This window comes from Brevundimonas pondensis (assembly GCF_017487345.1).
Classification (GTDB): Bacteria; Pseudomonadota; Alphaproteobacteria; order Caulobacterales; family Caulobacteraceae; genus Brevundimonas; species Brevundimonas pondensis.
The window spans coordinates 1,828,044-1,844,523 of record NZ_CP062006.1 but is presented as its reverse complement, the minus strand read 5'-3'; the positions used below and the strand labels follow the sequence as shown (position 1 = coordinate 1,844,523).

Sequence of the window (16,480 nt, the reverse complement as noted above, 5' to 3'; positions counted from 1 at the left end):
TGGCGCAGTCATTGTTGACTAACCCTTTTTAGGGATACATTGTCCCTACAAGCGGATTCGCCCGCGAGGCGAGGGACATGATTTCGAAGTCGGTACACAAAGAGGACATCAAGGGGGCGCTCAGAAAGCGCTATGGCACCCTGATCGCGTTCGAGCAGGCCCACGATCTCCCGACGCAATCCGTCAAGGACGTCCTTCGCGGACGCGCATCTGCGCGGGTTGAACAGGCTATTGCTGATGATCTGGAGCTTCCGCTTCATCGTCTCTTTCCAGGGCGTTACGTCGCCGCACAGGCGGGAGATTCGTCCCTAAAGAGGGATAATAGGCGCACTAAGCGAAATGCGCACCGTCTATCGGCGGAGGCCCGCTAGACATGGGCCGTCAACGTCTCCCCAAAGCCAGCCTTCGCGCCCAGTTGGTCGCGGTTCGGCGGGCGGCCAGCTCGGCCGCCCTGGAATGCCGCTCGACAGGCGACCGGCTGCGCAGCCACCTGACCAAGGCGGAAAACCACCGCGACAGCCTGACGGCCGCAGCCGTGACCCTGTCGATGGTCGAGGCCAGCCGCGAGGCGCTGGACGTGTTGCCGGATGCGCAGCGCGACCAGCTGGCGATCCGCCTGACCGCCCTCGGTCTGCAGGCCGTGCGCATCGACACCCCGCATGAAGCGCCGGAGCTGACCCCGACCAACTAAAGCTGGCGATCGCTGCGATGATCGCGGCAGCGGCCGCCGCTACCAGGACGCCGGTGGGCACGGTCATCAGACTGGATGGCCCGGACGCGCCGGCGGGCTACCTGAAACTGGACGGCGGCCAATACGCCCGCGCGGACTATCCGGCGCTGGTGGCCTTCTATCAGGGGCAGGGACGCCTGATCGCGGGCGACACCGGCGCACAGTTCAAGGTGCCCGACTACAGGGGCCGCTTTGATCGCGCCTGGTCCACCGCTGCCGGTCTTGATCCGGATGGACCTCGCGCCCCCGGCTCGACCCAGGCTGACGCGTTCAAGAGCCACACCCATACGATCAAGGAAGGCTCTAACGCTCCTGGCCCCGGCCAGCTGGCGTCGGGCGACGATTACACCGACCAGTCCACCTATAATCAGACGACTTCATCGACGGGCGGGACAGAAACCCGCCCCGTCAACGTCGCCTTCCTGTGGTGCATCAAGACCTGACGCGGCCCGCCGCTATCAGCCGTCGCTTAAGCAGGCTTGAGGGGGCTCTTAGAGACGGCTCAACGCCCGTCCATCGCCGGGCTCGGGTCCCTAAAGTGCTCCAGACACTCTTGTCCCGAACTCCGACGGCTTTTGTCGCGCTTCACTTCGGCTCTGACCCGGATTGGCTTCGGAAAAAACTGATATTGACGAGAACGAAAGAGCAACATAGAACAAATAGGCAACATATGAACTGGGGATAAGCTCATGTCGCGTTGGGTGAGAAACATGCTGTCGCTTGCGTCGTGCGGCGGCTTCGTCTGGATGATCTGGCAGGCGTCCTTCATGGTGGCGTGATGTCGCCCAGACGCCCTGCATGATCTGGATTCGGCCGCGCGGCGGTTGGATATGAGAGGTCCCGACGTTCGGGATCAGCGGAGTTTGTGTTGGCGGAAACGGCGAACAGTCAGGGCTTTGTCCATTTGCGGGTCCGCAGCGCCTATTCCCTGCTGGAAGGGGCGATCAAGGCCGGCAAGATCGGCAAGATGGCCGCGGACGCTGGAATGCCGGCGGTTGCAGTCGCTGACCGCGCCAACCTGTTTGGCGCGTTGGAGTTCAGCCAGAACACGAAAGACGCGGGCGTTCAGCCGATCGTCGCCTGCGCCCTGCCGGTCCTGGGCATCGGCGGTCAGGTCGCCGAACGTTGGGCCAAGACCCCGACCGTGGTGATGCTGGTCCAGAACGAGCAGGGCTGGCTCAATCTGTGCGCCCTGTCCTCTGCCGCCTACCTCGACGCCGGCGAGATGTCCGAGCCCGGCGTGCCCTGGTCGCAGGTTGTGGATAAGTCCGAGGGCCTGATCCTGCTCTCGGGTGGCCCCGATGGCCCCATTGACCCCCTATTCGTCCAGAACAAGCGCGATGATGCGATAACTTCTCTCAACGAGATGAAGCGCGTTTTCGGTGACCGTTTCTATGTAGAGTTGCAACGTCACGGCCAACCGCAGGAGCCTGCGGCCGAGGCCGGGCTGGTCGAATGGGCCTATGCTAATGACGTGCCCCTGGTCGCCACGAACGACGTCTATTACGCGAAGGCGGCCCAGGCGAAGTCGCACGACGCCCTTTTGTGCATTTCCGACGGCGCCTTCACCGGTCAGGAAGACCGGCGCCGGATCACCGGCGAGCACTGGTTCAAGACCGCCGAGGCCATGCGGACCCTGTTCGCTGACCTGCCCGAAGCCTGTGACAACACCATCGACATTGCCCGTCGCTGCGCCTTCCTGGTGCCGACGCGGGCGCCGATCCTGCCGCGCTTCGACACCGGGGCGGGGCGCTCCGAGCCCGATGAACTGGCGCACCAGGCGCGCGAGGGGCTGAAGGCGCGCCTGCAACAGGTCACGCCCGCCGCTCCCGAAGAAGACTACTGGGCTCGCCTCGAATGGGAGGTGGGGATCATCCAGCAGATGGGCTTCCCCGGCTACTTCCTGATCGTTTCGGACTTTATCAAGTGGGCCAAGCTGCACGGCATTCCGGTGGGACCGGGGCGCGGCTCGGGCGCCGGTTCGCTGGTGGCCTGGTCGCTGACCATCACCGATCTGGACCCGCTGCGGTTCGGCCTGCTGTTCGAGCGCTTCTTGAACCCCGAACGGGTGTCCATGCCCGACTTCGACATCGACTTCTGCCAGGAGCGGCGGGAAGAGGTGATCGACTATGTGCAGGATCACTACGGCAAGGACCGGGTGGCCCAGATCATCACCTTCGGCACCCTGCAGGCGCGGGCCGTGCTGCGTGACGTCGGCCGGGTGCTGCAGATGCCGCTGGGGCAGGTGGACCGGCTCTGCAAGATGGTGCCGAACAACCCGGCCAACCCAGTGACCCTGGCCCAGGCCATCGACCTGGAGCCGCGCCTGAAGGAGGCGCGCGACGCCGAACCGGCGGTCAGGACCCTGCTGGAGACGGCGCTGGAGCTGGAGGGGCTGTACCGTAACGCCTCGACCCACGCCGCCGGCATCGTCATCGGCGACCGACCGCTGACCGAGCTGGTGCCGCTGTATCAGGACCCGCGCTCGACCATCCCGGCCAGCCAGTTCAACATGAAGTGGGTCGAGCCGGCAGGTCTGGTGAAGTTCGACTTCCTGGGCCTGAAGACGCTGACGGTGCTGGACCGGGCGCGGGAATATCTGGAACGGCGCGGCGCGGCGCCGGAATGGAACCTGCTGCCGCTGGACGACCCCAAGACCTATGAGCTGATGGCCTCGGGCCAGACGGTCGGCGTGTTCCAGCTGGAATCCCAGGGCATGCGCGACACCCTGCGCAAGATGCGCTGCGGCTCCATTGAAGAAATCACGGCCCTGATTTCCCTCTATCGGCCGGGGCCGATGGAGATGATCGACACCTACATCGACCGGAAATTCGGTCGGGCTGAGGTCGACTATCTGCACCCCAGCCTGAAGGAGGTGCTGACCGAGACCTATGGCGTCATCATCTACCAGGAACAGGTGATGAAGATCGCCCAGATCCTGGCGGGCTACAGCCTGGGTGAAGCCGACCTTCTGCGCCGGGCCATGGGCAAGAAGAAGAAGGAGGAGATGGATTTCCAGCGCCTCCGTTTCGTCAAGGGCGCGTCCGAGAAGTCGGTGCCGGAGGCCCAGTCGGGCTCCATCTTCGACCTGGTGGCCAAGTTCGCGGGCTACGGCTTCAACAAGTCGCACGCGGCGGCCTATGCGTTGATCTCGTTCCAGACGGGCTGGCTGAAGGCCAATCACCCGGTCGAGTTCTTCGCCGCTTCGATGAGCCTCGATCTGTCGAACACCGACAAGCTGGCGGTCTTCTATCAGGATTGCCGTCGCTTTGAGGTTCCGGTCCTGGCGCCCGACATCAACCGCTCGTCCGCCGACTTCGACGTAGCGTGGAAGGATGGGCAGGGCAGCGTTCTTTATGCCCTGGGCGCCATCCGCAACGTGGGTCTGGAGGCGATGAAGCACGTCGTCGAGGTCCGCGATGCGGGCGGGCCGTTCGCCGACATCTTCGACTTCCTCGAGCGGGTCGATCCGAAGGCGGTCAACAAGCGGGCGCTGGAAGGCCTGGCCAAGGCGGGGGCCTTCGACAGTCTCAACCCGAACCGTCGCCAGCTGTTCGAGCAGGCCGACACTCTGATCGCCTATTGCCAGAGCGTCGCCGCTGAACGCGCCTCGTCGCAGGTCAGCCTGTTCGGGGCTGATCAGGCGGGCGCTGCGCGGCCGCGTCTGAAGAGCGTCGAGCCCTGGGCCGGGCCGGACAAGCTGGACCAGGAACTGTCGGCGGTCGGCTTCTATCTGTCGGGACACCCGCTGGAAGAACTGACGCCGGCCCTGAAACGCAAGCGCGTGACCTTCGTGGCAGAGGCTCAGGGCCTGGCCGAGGCGGGACATGAGGCTTTTCTGATGGCGGGCGTGGTGCGCCGTCGTCAGGAGCGAGCCAGCGCCAAGAGCGGCGAGAAGTTCGCCTTCGTCACCTTCTCTGATCCGACGGGCGAGTTCGAATGCCTGTTTCCGCCGGAACAGCTGCGGCGGTGTCGGGATATCCTCGAGGTCGGCGCCTCGGTTCTGGTCAAGGTGCGGGCCAAGTCGGCGGATGGCGAGGTGCGTTTCTTCGGCGACGACGCTCATCGGATGGACGTGCTTCTGGACGACGCCCAGATCGGATTGCGCGTCGTGGTTTCGGCCCAATCGGCGGACGCTGAGGCGTTGAAGGCGCGGCTGGAACGGGCGCAGGCGCAGGGGAAGGGCGGGGAGGTCTGGTTGCAGGCCACCCTGGGCGGTCGAACCGAGGTCGAGATCAAGCTGCCGGGGCGTTATCGCCTGGACGCCGCCCTGCGAGGCGCGTTGAAGTCCGCGCCGGGCGTGATCATGCTGGAAGACGCCTGATGGGTGAGGAGCTGCTCATGCGCAATGCGCGCGGAACCTTTGATGTCGTCATCACTCCGGTTCAGCCGGAGGCAGGATCGCCGCCGGACGCCCCAGGCCGCATGTTGCTGGCCAAGACCTTTCACGGCGACCTGACGGGAACCGCCGCCGGCGAGATGCTGGCGACCATGAGTCCTGAACGGTCGGGCGCCTATGTCGCCCTGGACCGGGTGCGCGGCATGATCGACGGGCGCGAGGGAGCCTTCACCCTGGTGCACCGCGGCCTGATGGACCGTGGCGCGCAGGAACTGCTGATCACGATCGTGCCGGGGTCGGGGGCAGGTGAGCGGACCGGGATCGCCGGGGTGTTCCATCTGACGATCGAAGACGGCGTTCATCGCTATGATCTGGAATACAGCCTGCCCACGTCCTGATTGAGGATAGCAAACATGACCGTGCATAAGGGGTCCTGCCACTGCGGCGCGGTGGCCTATGAGGTCGAGGTCGGGCTGGAGGGCCTGATCGAATGCAACTGTTCGCATTGTTACCGAAAAGGCTTCGTCCTGGCCTTCGCGCCACGGGCGGCGTTCCGGTTGACGGCGGGCGAGGAGGCGACGACCTCCTATTTCTTCAACCACCACAAGATCGATCATCGCTTCTGCAAGACCTGCGGGGTGCAACCTTTCGGCTACGGCGTGGCGCCGGACGGGGGCGAGGTGGCGGCGATCAATGTGCGGACCCTGACGGACGTCGAGCCCTGGGCCTGGACGGCGGCACGGGTGGACGGGCGAAGCTTCTGACTGATCCTCTTGCCTTTTTCGATCAATCCGCCTAGAGAGCGCCCGCACTTCGCACGTGGGCGTGGCGCGGTCCGGGGAGACATCCCGGTCTGCACCGTTCCGAGGGACCGTCCGGTCCTTTAACCGCCCACGCTAGGTTAGATCGGAAAAAGGAAAAGACGATCATGGCTCTGCCTGAATTCTCGATGCGTACGCTGCTGGAAGCCGGCGCTCACTTCGGCCACCAGACGCACCGCTGGAACCCGAAGATGGACCGCTACATCTTCGGCTCGCGCTCGAACATCCACATCATCGACCTGTCGCAGACGATGCCGCTGCTGCACCAGGCTCTGGTCGCCGTTCGCGACGTCGCCGCCAAGGGCGGTCGCGTCCTGTTCGTCGGCACCAAGCGCCAGGCCGCCGGCCCGGTCGCTGAAGCCGCCACGCGCTGCGCCCAGTACTACATGAACAACCGCTGGCTCGGCGGCACGCTGACCAACTGGCGCACCGTCTCGGGCTCGATCGCCCGCCTGCGCGAGCTGGAAACCGTTCTGGCCACCGGCGGCGAAGGTCGCGTCAAGAAAGAGCTGCTGACCCTGCAGCGCGAGAAAGACAAGCTGGAGCTGTCGCTGGGCGGCATCAAGGACATGGGTTCGATCCCGGACATCATGTTCGTGATCGACACCAACAAGGAAGCGATCGCGATCCAGGAAGCCCGCAAGCTGAACATCCCGATCATCGCCATTCTGGACACCAACTCGGACCCGGACGGCATCACCTATCCGGTCCCGGGCAACGATGACGCCGCCCGCGCCATCCAGACCTACTGCGACCTGATCGCCGACGCCGTTCTGGACGGCCTGGCCGCCGGCGCTTCGGCTTCGGGCATCGACCTGGGCGCTTCGGAAGCTCCGGTCGAGCCGATGCTGCGCGAAGCCGCTGCCGCCCCGGCTGAAGCCGAAGCCGCTCCGGCCGGTACGGAAGCCGTGGCTGAAGAGCTGCTCGCGACGACTGAAGAAAAGGTCGAGGGCTAAGGCGCTCTCGGGGTCCGGTCGATGATCGGACCTACGCCAAACTGACATGCGGCCGGGCTATCCATGCCCGGCCGCTCATTTGAATTTTCAGGAGAAGAACATGGCCGAGATCACTGCCGCCCTCGTGAAGGAACTTCGCGAGCGTTCGGGCGTCGGCATGATGGACTGCAAGAAGGCGCTGGTGGAAACCAACGGCGACATCGAAGCAGCAATCGACTGGCTGCGCGCCAAGGGTCTGTCCAAGGCCGCCAAGAAGGCCGACCGTGTCGCCGCTGAAGGCTTGGTCGCCGTCGCCGTCCGCGCCGATGGCAAGGGCGAAGTCGCCGCCGCCATCGAGTTCAATGCGGAAACCGATTTCGTCGCCCGCAACGACCTGTTCCAGACCGCAGCCAAGTCGTTCGCCCAACTGGGTCTGCACCATGACGGCGTCGACGCCATCCATGGCGCGACCCTGGAAAACGGCCGTACGGTTCAGGACGAAGTGACCCAGCTGATCGCCACTATCGGTGAGAACATGCAACTGCGTCGCGCCGCTCGCCTGGCGGTCGATGAGGGTGTGGTTTCGACCTACGTTCACAACGCCGTCTCGCCCAGCGTCGGTCGCATCGGCGTGCTGGTGGCTCTGGAAGGTGAAGGCGACCAGGACGCCCTGCGCGAACTGGGCCGCAAGATCGCCATGCACGTCGCCGCTACGGCGCCGCTGTCGCTGAACACCGACGACCTGGACCCTGCCGCCATCGAGAAGGAACGCGCTGTTCTGATCGAAAAGGCCAAGGAAGAAGGCCGCCCCGACAACATGATCGAAAAGATCGTGGAAGGTCAGATCAACAAGTTCCAGAAAGACGTGGTGCTGTCGAAGCAGCCGTTCGTCATGGACCCCGACGTGACCATCGAACAACTGGTCGCCAACTCGGGCAAGGAACTGGGCTCCTCGAACCTGCGCCTGGCCGGCTTCGTCCGCCTGGCTCTGGGTGAAGGTGTCGAGAAGGTCGAGACCCCCGACTTCGCGGCTGAAGTGGCCTCGATGACCGGCGGCAACTAACACCGAGGTTTCTTCCCGAAAGGGAAGAATTTTCAAAAGGGCGCGTTCGGCTTTGATGGCCGGCGCGCCCTTCGTCTATGATGAGCCGCCGATTCATTCGCGCGGATGCGTAACCCCTGTATCCACGGACCCATGACCATGCCCGACGCCCCCTCCGAGTTTCGTTACAAGCGCGTCCTGCTGAAGGTCTCGGGCGAGGTCCTGATGGGCGATCAGTCCTATGGCATCGACATGAAGACCGTCGATGTGGTGGCGGCCGCCGTTGCTCAAGTGGCGCGTCAGGGCGTTGAAATCTGCCTGGTTATCGGTGGCGGCAACATCTTCCGTGGCTTGTCCAAGGCTGCCGAGGGCATGGATCGCGCCAACGCCGACTACATGGGCATGCTGGCCACCATCATGAACGCCCTGGCCATGCAGGGCGCGCTTGAGAAGATCGGCGTCGATACGCGGGTCCAGAGCGCCATTCCGATGGCCGCCATCGCCGAACCCTACATCCGTCGCCGCGCCATGCGGCATCTGGAGAAGGGGCGGGTGGTGATCTTCGCCGCCGGCGTGGGCGCGCCCTTCTTCACGACCGATTCGGGGGCCGCGTTGCGCGCCGCCGAAATGGGTTGCGACGCCTTGCTCAAGGGCACCAGCGTGGATGGCGTCTATACCGCCGATCCCAAGAAGGATCCCACCGCCACCCGTTATGAGACCCTGACCTATCAGGAAGTGCTGGCCAAGGATCTGCGCGTCATGGACGCCTCGGCCATCGCCCTGATGCGCGACAGCGATATTCCGATCGTGGTCTTCTCGATCCGTGAAGAAGGTTCCCTGCGCAAGACCCTGAGCGGTGAAGGCACCTTCACCGTGATTACCAACAAGGCCGCCTGAGCGGCTCTCGAACCGAACGACAGACCAGGAAGATCCTCATGGCCAAGCCCGAGCTCAAGACCTATCGCGACCGTATGGAGAAGTCCGTCGCGGCGCTGAAGGAAGAGTATGCCGGTCTGCGGACGGGACGCGCCAACGCAGGCTTGCTCGATCCGGTCCAGGTCGAGGCCTACGGCTCGACTTCGCCGCTGAACGCTGTAGCCGCGATCAGCGTGCCTGAGCCGCGCATGATTTCCGTCAGCGTCTGGGACAAGGGCATGGTCGTGGCGGTCGAGAAGGCCATTCGAGCGGCCGGCCTGGGTCTGAATCCGATCGTGGACGGCCAGACCCTGCGCATCCCCGTGCCGCCGTTGACCGAGGAGCGCCGCAAGGACCTGGTCAAGCTGGCCAGCAAGTATGCCGAACAGCAGAAGATCGCCGTGCGTAACGTGCGCCGCGACGCCAACGACGACCTGAAGAAGGCCGAGAAGGCCACCGAGATCAGCCAGGACGAACAGAAGAAGATGGAAACCGAGGTCCAGAAGGACACGGACGGGGCCATCAAGCGCATTGACGAGGCACTGAAGACCAAGGAAGCCGAGATCATGCAGGTCTGACGCCAGCACGCGTCAGGAGGGATTCCAGAATGTCGGTCGAGACCGTCGCCACGGCGCCTGAGAAGGGGCCACGTCACGTCGCCCTGATCATGGACGGCAACGGTCGCTGGGCCGAGCGCCGGGGCCTGCCGCGCGTCGTGGGGCATCGCGAAGGCGTGCAGGCCTTGCGTCGCACGATCAAGGCCGCGCCGGACTTCGGCGTGCGGTGCCTGACCGTCTTCGGCTTCTCGACCGAGAACTGGAGCCGGCCGGCGGACGAGGTGTCGGACCTGATGGGGTTGGTGCGGTCCTTTGTCGGCAGCGACCTGAAGCGGTTGGAGGCCTCCGGCGTTCGTTTACGCGTCCTGGGCCGTCGCAAGGGATTGCCCGGCGACATCGCTGCTATCGTCGATCGCGCCGAGGCTCAGACGGCGCACAACGACCGTTTCCTGTTGCAGGTGGCCTTCAACTACGGAGGGCGGGCCGATCTGGTCGACGCCGCGCAGAGGTTGCTGGATCGCGCACGCGCGGGTCTGTTTGAAGGCGATGTGACCGAGGATGATCTGGGCGCGGGTCTGTCGACAGCCGGGGCGCCGCCGGTGGATTTGATCGTGCGGACATCGGGCGAGCAGCGGCTGTCCAACTTCCTGTTATGGGAGGCCGCCTATGCCGAGCTGGTGTTCCAGGACATCCTGTGGCCCGACTATGGGGCCGAGGCGTTGGGCGAGGCGATCGCCCTCTATGGCAATCGCGAACGGCGCTATGGCGGTCGCGACGTGCTGACGGACGCACCCGTCGTAAAGGCGGCTGGCTGATGGCGTTGAAGATCGGCGATATCGGCCTGAGAGCGGCTTCGGCCGTGGTGCTGGCGCCGGCCGCCGTCCTGGCGACCTGGGCTGGCGGGGCCTGGTTCTGCGCCCTGGTGGTGGCGGCGTGCGGTCTGCTGGCCTTTGAATGGGCGCGAATGAGCGCGCCGCGTATCTGGCGGTCAGTCGGAGCGGCGGTGGCCCTGGCGCTGATCACCGCCGTGATCGCCGCCCATATCGGACAGATTTCTCTCGCCTTGATCCTGCTGGTCTTCGGCGCTCTGGCGGCGGGTTTGTTCGCGCGTTCACGCGGCGGCCAGGCGCTGGATGCAGCCTATGGCGTGCTCTACCTCGGCTGGCCCTGCGTCCTGCTGATCTGGTTGCGAGACCTGAACGCGGCCCAGGGCCTGTACTGGACGGTGCTGGTCTTCGCCGTGGCCTGGGCTTCCGACATCCTGGCCTATCTGGTCGGTAGCGCCGTGGGCGGCCCCAAGCTGTGGCCGCGCTTTTCACCCAACAAGACCTGGTCCGGTTTCATCGGCGGCTTGTTGGCGGGGATGGTCGCCGGCGCCGCCATGGCGGGTTGGCTGGAAATGGGCCGGCTCAATATCTTCTGGGGCGGTGTCCTCGGTCTGGCGGCGGCCCTGGCCACCATGGCTGGCGACCTGTGGGAATCGGCGCTGAAGCGACGTTTCGGGGTGAAGGACGCCGGCAACATCATTCCCGGCCACGGTGGCCTGCTGGACCGGGTCGACGGTCTGATGTTCGCGGTTGTGGTCGTGGCGGCGGGGCGTGTGATCGTTCTGATGCTGGGGCAGGGCGCATGATTGCCCGCAAGATCAGCGTGCTGGGCTCGACCGGCTCGGTCGGGACATCGACGCTGGACCTGATGGATCAGGCCGAACAGGCCGGTTCGGGCGCGTTTCAGGTCGAGGTCCTGACCGGCGGCGCCAACATCGCCCGGCTGGCCGAGCAGGCCCGGCGTTGGCGGCCCAGGCTGGCGGTGACGGCTGATCCCGCGCGTCTGAGTGAACTGCGCGACGCTCTGGCGGGGACCGATGTCGAGGTCGCCGCTGGCCCTGAAGCCATTGTCGAGGCCGCGACGCGGCCCGTTGACTGGGTTATGGCCTCTATCGTCGGCTCGGCGGGCTTGCGCTCGGCCTGGGCCGCAGCCGGCACGGGCGCGACCCTGGCCCTGGCGAACAAGGAAAGCTTGGTCTGTTGCGGTCCGGCGTTGATCGAGCGGGTGGGGCGCAGTGGCGGCAAGCTGATCCCGGTCGATTCCGAACATTCCGCCATTTTCCAGGTCTTTCCCGCCGAGGCGCCCGAACAGGTGTCGAAGCTGGTGCTGACCGCCTCCGGTGGGCCGTTCCGCACCCTGCCGCGCGAGGCCATGGGCCGCATCACACCCGAACAGGCGGTGGCTCACCCGAACTGGAGCATGGGCGCCAAGATTTCGGTCGACAGCGCCACCATGGCCAACAAGGGCCTGGAGCTGATCGAGGCCGCCTATCTGTTCGCCATGAGCGGCGACAGGATCGATGTGGTCGTCCATCCGGAATCAATCATCCACAGCCTTGTGGAATATGTGGATGGTTCGACTCTGGCTCAGATGGGGCCGCCGGACATGAAGACGCCGATCGCTTGCGCCCTGGCTTGGCCTGACCGGATGGCATGGCCCGCGCCGAAGCTGGATTTGGCGGCTCTGGGGCGTCTGACCTTTGAGGCGCCCGATATGACGCGGTTCCCGGCCCTGCGGCTGGCGCGCGAGGCCCTGGCGGCGGGCGGCGTGGCGCCCATCGTCTTCAACGCGGCCAACGAGGTGGCGGCTCTCGCTTTCCTTGACCGTCGGCTGGGCTTTCTCAATATTGCCGCAGTCGTCGCGGACACCTTGGAGCGCGCGACGAATGCGGGGATGGATTCCGGTTCCGACGACGCCTGCGACGCGGCTCTGGCCGTGGACGCGGCGGCCCGACGGATCGCGAACGACATTATCGCCTCGCTCGCGATTGCTGCCTGAGGGCGACGGAGACAGTGACCGGCATGCTAGGAATTATCGGGCAGGCCCTGATCTATGTCGTGCCGTTCCTGCTGGTGCTGACCCTGGTCGTCACTGTCCACGAACTGGGGCACTTCCTGACGGCGCGCGCCTTCGGCGTGAAGATGGAGCGTTTTTCTATCGGTTTCGGTCGCGCCATCTTTCAACGCACAGACAAGCGTGGCGTGGAATGGCGCCTGGGCTGGCTGCCGCTGGGCGGCTACGTGAAGTTCGCCGGTGATCTGGACGCGACGGGCGTGCCCGACAAGGCCGGGCTGGACGCCCTGAAGAAGGAAGTGGTCGCTGAGCATGGGGTCGGCGCCGAGAAGGACTATCTGTATTTCAAGCCCCTGTGGCAGCGGGCCCTGGTCGTTGCCGGCGGCCCCTTCGCCAATTTCGTGCTGGCTATCTTCATCTTCACCCTGTTGTTCAGCCTGGTCGGGGTCGAGCTTCGTCCTGCGCGCGTCGTGCAGGTGCAGGCGGATTCGCCTGCCGCCGCCGCCGGGTTCCTGCCGGGCGACCTGATCACGCGCGTCAACGGCAAGCTGATCGCCGATGGCGGCGAGGTGACGCGCGTTGTGGCTCTGAGCAGCGGCGACCCGGTGCAGTTCACGGTTGAGCGTGCGGGCGCTGACGTTCAACTGACCGCCACGCCGGAGCGCCGGGTCGAGAACGACCCCATTGCCGGCCGGGTTTCCGTCGGTCGCATCGGGCTTGGCCTGGGTTCCAGCCGCGACGAGGTGCGCCACGTTCGCTACGGCCCGGTCGCCGCTGTTGGGCAGGGGTTCAAGGAAACCGGCGCCATCCTGAGCACGACCTTCACCTATATCGGCCGCATCTTCACCGGTCGCGAATCGGGCGACCAGTTCAGCGGACCGCTGGGCATCGCCAAGGCCTCGGGCGCCCTGACCAACGCCGCGGTGGCCGCCAATCCCGACCCGCTGGCCATGGCGGGAAATCTCCTGCTGACGCTGACCAGCTTCGCCGCCATACTTTCGGTCGGAATCGGTTTTCTTAATCTGCTGCCCGTTCCGGTGCTGGATGGGGGGCATCTGATGTTTTACGCCTATGAGGCGGTGGCGCGTCGGCCGGTGGCCGCCAGGGTTCAGGAGGCGGGATATCGCGTCGGCCTTGCTTTGCTGGCCAGTTTAATGTTGTTCGCCACCTGGAACGACCTGCAGAAACTCAATCTCTTCAAATTCCTCGGCGGGCTCGTCTCGTGAGCCGACGCCAGCCCCCGATGGTTCCCCGAATGATTCAGAACGACAGTCGCCTCATGATCCGAACCCGTGGCCGTATCCTTGGACCCAGCGCTCTGGCGCTGGCAGTCGCCGCCGGCCTGGCCGGACCGGCCCTGGCCCAGACCGCGCCCGTCGCAGCGCCGGCCGCCGCCCAGCAGGACCCGCAAGTGACGGTCGCGGCCCCGGCTGAGGATCGTGCTGTCGTCAACCGCATCGTGGTGCGCGGCAACCAGCGCATCGACCAGACCACGGTCCTGTCCTATCTGCCGATCCAGCCCGGCGACACGGTCGATGCCGCCACAATCGACGTGGCGGTTCGCACCCTGTCGCGCACCGGCCTGTTCGCCAACGTGCAACTGGGCCTGCAGCCGAACGGTGACCTGATCGTCGAGATCGTCGAGAACCCGATTATCAATCAGGTGACGTTCGAGGGGAACAAGGCGCTCACCCTGAAGAAGCTTCAGGATGAAGTCACGATCAAGCCGCGCGGCATCTATACGCGCGCCCGCGTCCAGGAGGATGTCGGCAAGATTATTGAACTCTATCGTCTGTCGGGTCGTATCTCGGCCACGGTGACGCCGAAGCTGGTCCAGCTGGAGCAAAACCGCGTCGACGTGGTGTTTGAAATCGATGAAGGCCCGGAAACGGGCGTGGCGGCCATCACCTTCCTGGGCAATCAGGCCTTCTCCGACAGCGATCTGCGTGAGGTCATGGTGACCAAGCAATCGCAGTGGTGGCGTCTGTTCAGCTCGAACGACAATTACGACCCGAATCGTCTGGATTATGATCGGGAGCAACTGCGGAAGTTCTACACGAACCGGGGCTATTACGACTTCCGTATCCTGTCGTCCGTCGCTGAACTGAAGCCGGACGGCAGCGCCTTCGGCATGACGGTCACGATGGATGAAGGGGATCGCTACAAGTTCGGCGAGGTCAAGGTCGTGACCGAGAATGATCGCCTCAACGCCGACTTCCTGCAGCGTCTTCTGCCGATCCGTTCGGGTGACCTGTATGAGAGTGATCGCATCGAGAACGCCGTCGACGCCCTGACCTTTGCGGCGGGTTCGGCGGGCTACGCCTTTGTCGAGATCAACCCCAGCTATCGCGCCAATCCCGAGACCGACACGGTCGATGTGACCTTCAATCTGAAGGAAGGCCAGCGGGTCTACATCGACCGCATCAATGTCGTCGGCAACACCCAGACCCTGGATTCGGTCATCCGGCGCGAGCTGATGGTGGGCGAAGGCGACGCCTTCAACCGCAGCCTGGTCGAGCGTTCGCGCAACAATCTGCGCGCCCTGGGTTTCTTCAAGGACGTCACGATCGAGGAGACGCGTGGCAGCGCACCCGACCGTTCTGTCGTCAATGTCACCGTGCAGGAACAGCCGACGGGCGAACTGTCGGTCGGCGCGGGCTTCAGCTCGGTTGACTCCTTCGTGCTGAACCTGGGCGTGACCCAGCGCAACTTCCGCGGTCGGGGCCAGAACGTCGTGGCGCGTGCCGAGTGGGGCTCGCTGCGCCAGCAGATCGATTTCCGTTTCACCGAGCCGAAGTTCCTGGGTCGTGACCTGCGCGCCGGTTTCGACCTGTTCCACACGCGGTACGACCTCAGCGAATACTCGTCGTATGACTATCGTTCGACGGGTGGCGGCTTGCGTCTCAGCTATCCGCTGAATGGCTACTCGCTGTTCAGCCTGCGCTACTTCCTGAAGGACGACGAGGTTCTTATCCCGGCCGGCTACTGCAATGGCACCGGTTCGTCGGCGCTGTGTGAGCAGGCCGGTTCCTTTATGAACTCGTCGGCCGGTTACACCCTGATGGTCGATCGCCGGAATGATCCGGTGCGGCCGACGCGGGGCTGGACGGCGTCGCTCCGCCAGGACTTCGCCGGTATCGGCGGCGACGTGAACTACATCAAGACCGAAGCTGACGCAGCCTGGTACTGGGGCATTCGCCCGAACTGGACTGTCAGCGTTCAGGGCTCGACCGGCTATGTGTCGGGCTGGAACGGCGATCCGATCCGGATCAATGACCGCTTCTTCAAGGGCGGTAACAGCTTCCGCGGCTTTGAAACGGCGGGTATGGGGGCTCGCGATCTGACCACGACCGATGCTCTGGGCGGCAACTTCTACGCCATCGGCACGGTTGAACTGACGGTGCCCAACTACCTGCCGGAAGAATACGGCATCAAGACCTCGCTGTTCGCCGATTTCGGCACGATTGGGATGCTGGACGATCGGTACAAGACCGATACGACCACGGGTTTGCCGAACGCGAACATCGTGGATGATCTGGCGCTACGCGCCGCCGCCGGCGTCAGCATCCACTGGCGGTCCCCGATGGGGCCGATCCGTTTCGACCTGTCCAAGGTCCTGTCGAAGGAAGACTACGACAAGACCGAGACTTTCCGCTTCTCCACCTCGACCCAGTTCTAACCGCAGCCTTCCAGACTGCTCAAAGGTTCAAGATGAAACTGTTCGCTATCGGCGCCTTCGCCGCCGCCACTCTCGTTGCTTCGTCCGCCCTGGCTCAGGACGCGCCGCAAAACCCGGGCCCCGTACTGCCGGGCGTCTGCGTGGTTTCCGGCGAGCAGATTCTGCTCGGTTCGGCCGCGGGCCAAGCACTGCAGAATCGTATGGTTCAACTGCTGCAAGAAGTTCGCGGCGAGCTGCAGCCCTACTCGCAACAGATCCAGACCGAGTATCAGGCCTTGCAGCAAGGCGCCGCCACCATCCCGGCGGACCAGCTGAATCAGCGTCGCCAGCAACTGCAGCAGCGTGCACAGGAAGCTCAGCAGCTCGAGCAGACCCGCGATGCCGAACTGCGCTACACTCAGGGCGTTCAGGCCAAGGCCATCGAGGACGCCGCCCGTCCGATCATCATGGCGGTTTATCAAGAGCGCGGTTGCGGCGTGCTGCTGCGCAGCGAGAGCGTCGCCTACGTTAACCCGGCGATGGACATCACCGACGTCGTGGTTCAGCGCCTGAACACCAGCTTGCCGTCGTTGACCTTCAACCGCATGCCGGTTCCGGCCCAACCGCAGTCGTAAGACGGGC

The 16,480-nt window shown here is 64.8% G+C and carries 16 protein-coding genes; all 16 read left to right on the top strand.

The window, feature by feature from the left end:
• Positions 1–77: 77 nt before the first annotated feature.
• The 16 genes from IFE19_RS18100 (at position 78) to IFE19_RS09065 (ending at position 16,473) form a co-directional block, all read left to right on the top strand.
• Positions 78–371 (top strand): helix-turn-helix domain-containing protein, encoded by a 294-nt coding sequence (locus IFE19_RS18100; RefSeq protein ID WP_207821621.1) that lies wholly within the window; start codon positions 78–80, stop codon positions 369–371.
• 2 nt (positions 372–373) lie between these two features.
• The gene (locus tag IFE19_RS09135) at positions 374–691 is read left to right on the top strand and encodes a hypothetical protein (protein WP_207821619.1); all 318 of its coding nucleotides are present in this window, start codon (positions 374–376) and stop codon (positions 689–691) included.
• Positions 692–708: 17 nt separating this feature from the next.
• The gene (locus IFE19_RS09130; protein ID WP_207821617.1) at positions 709–1,173 is read left to right on the top strand and encodes a phage tail protein; all 465 of its coding nucleotides are present in this window, start codon (positions 709–711) and stop codon (positions 1,171–1,173) included.
• Positions 1,174–1,598: 425 nt separating this feature from the next.
• Positions 1,599–5,054 (top strand): DNA polymerase III subunit alpha, encoded by a 3,456-nt coding sequence (gene dnaE / locus IFE19_RS09125; protein ID WP_207821614.1) that lies wholly within the window; start codon positions 1,599–1,601, stop codon positions 5,052–5,054.
• 17 nt (positions 5,055–5,071) lie between these two features.
• Positions 5,072–5,467, top strand: coding sequence for a DUF3224 domain-containing protein (locus IFE19_RS09120; protein WP_207821612.1), 396 nt, complete (start codon positions 5,072–5,074; stop codon positions 5,465–5,467).
• A gap of 15 nt (positions 5,468–5,482) precedes the next feature.
• Positions 5,483–5,833, top strand: coding sequence for a GFA family protein (locus IFE19_RS09115; protein ID WP_207821610.1), 351 nt, complete (start codon positions 5,483–5,485; stop codon positions 5,831–5,833).
• Between the two features lie 164 nt (positions 5,834–5,997).
• Entirely contained in the window at positions 5,998–6,846 is an 849-nt protein-coding gene (gene rpsB / locus IFE19_RS09110; RefSeq protein WP_207821609.1) for a 30S ribosomal protein S2, read from the top strand.
• Positions 6,847–6,946: 100 nt separating this feature from the next.
• Positions 6,947–7,888 (top strand): translation elongation factor Ts, encoded by a 942-nt coding sequence (gene tsf / locus IFE19_RS09105; protein ID WP_207821607.1) that lies wholly within the window; start codon positions 6,947–6,949, stop codon positions 7,886–7,888.
• A 138-nt stretch (positions 7,889–8,026) separates the two neighbouring features.
• The gene (pyrH, locus tag IFE19_RS09100; protein ID WP_207821605.1) at positions 8,027–8,764 is read left to right on the top strand and encodes a UMP kinase; all 738 of its coding nucleotides are present in this window, start codon (positions 8,027–8,029) and stop codon (positions 8,762–8,764) included.
• 38 nt (positions 8,765–8,802) lie between these two features.
• Positions 8,803–9,360, top strand: a complete 558-nt coding sequence (gene frr / locus IFE19_RS09095; RefSeq protein WP_207821603.1) for a ribosome recycling factor — start codon at positions 8,803–8,805, stop codon at positions 9,358–9,360.
• A gap of 29 nt (positions 9,361–9,389) precedes the next feature.
• Positions 9,390–10,154, top strand: coding sequence for a polyprenyl diphosphate synthase (gene uppS, locus IFE19_RS09090; RefSeq protein ID WP_207821601.1), 765 nt, complete (start codon positions 9,390–9,392; stop codon positions 10,152–10,154).
• Entirely contained in the window at positions 10,154–10,972 is an 819-nt protein-coding gene (locus IFE19_RS09085; RefSeq protein ID WP_207821599.1) for a phosphatidate cytidylyltransferase, read from the top strand. The genes uppS and IFE19_RS09085 overlap by 1 nt, the downstream gene beginning before the upstream one ends.
• Positions 10,969–12,165, top strand: coding sequence for a 1-deoxy-D-xylulose-5-phosphate reductoisomerase (gene dxr, locus IFE19_RS09080; protein WP_207821597.1), 1,197 nt, complete (start codon positions 10,969–10,971; stop codon positions 12,163–12,165). The genes IFE19_RS09085 and dxr overlap by 4 nt, the downstream gene beginning before the upstream one ends.
• Before the next feature lie 23 nt (positions 12,166–12,188).
• A complete protein-coding gene (locus IFE19_RS09075; protein ID WP_207821595.1) occupies positions 12,189–13,406 on the top strand; it encodes a M50 family metallopeptidase in 1,218 nt (405 codons plus the stop codon).
• A gap of 53 nt (positions 13,407–13,459) precedes the next feature.
• On the top strand, positions 13,460–15,859 hold the full coding sequence (gene bamA / locus IFE19_RS09070) for an outer membrane protein assembly factor BamA (protein WP_207821593.1): 2,400 nt from the start codon (positions 13,460–13,462) through the stop codon (positions 15,857–15,859).
• Between the two features lie 32 nt (positions 15,860–15,891).
• On the top strand, positions 15,892–16,473 hold the full coding sequence (locus tag IFE19_RS09065; protein WP_207821591.1) for an OmpH family outer membrane protein: 582 nt from the start codon (positions 15,892–15,894) through the stop codon (positions 16,471–16,473).
• Positions 16,474–16,480 lie beyond the last annotated feature (7 nt).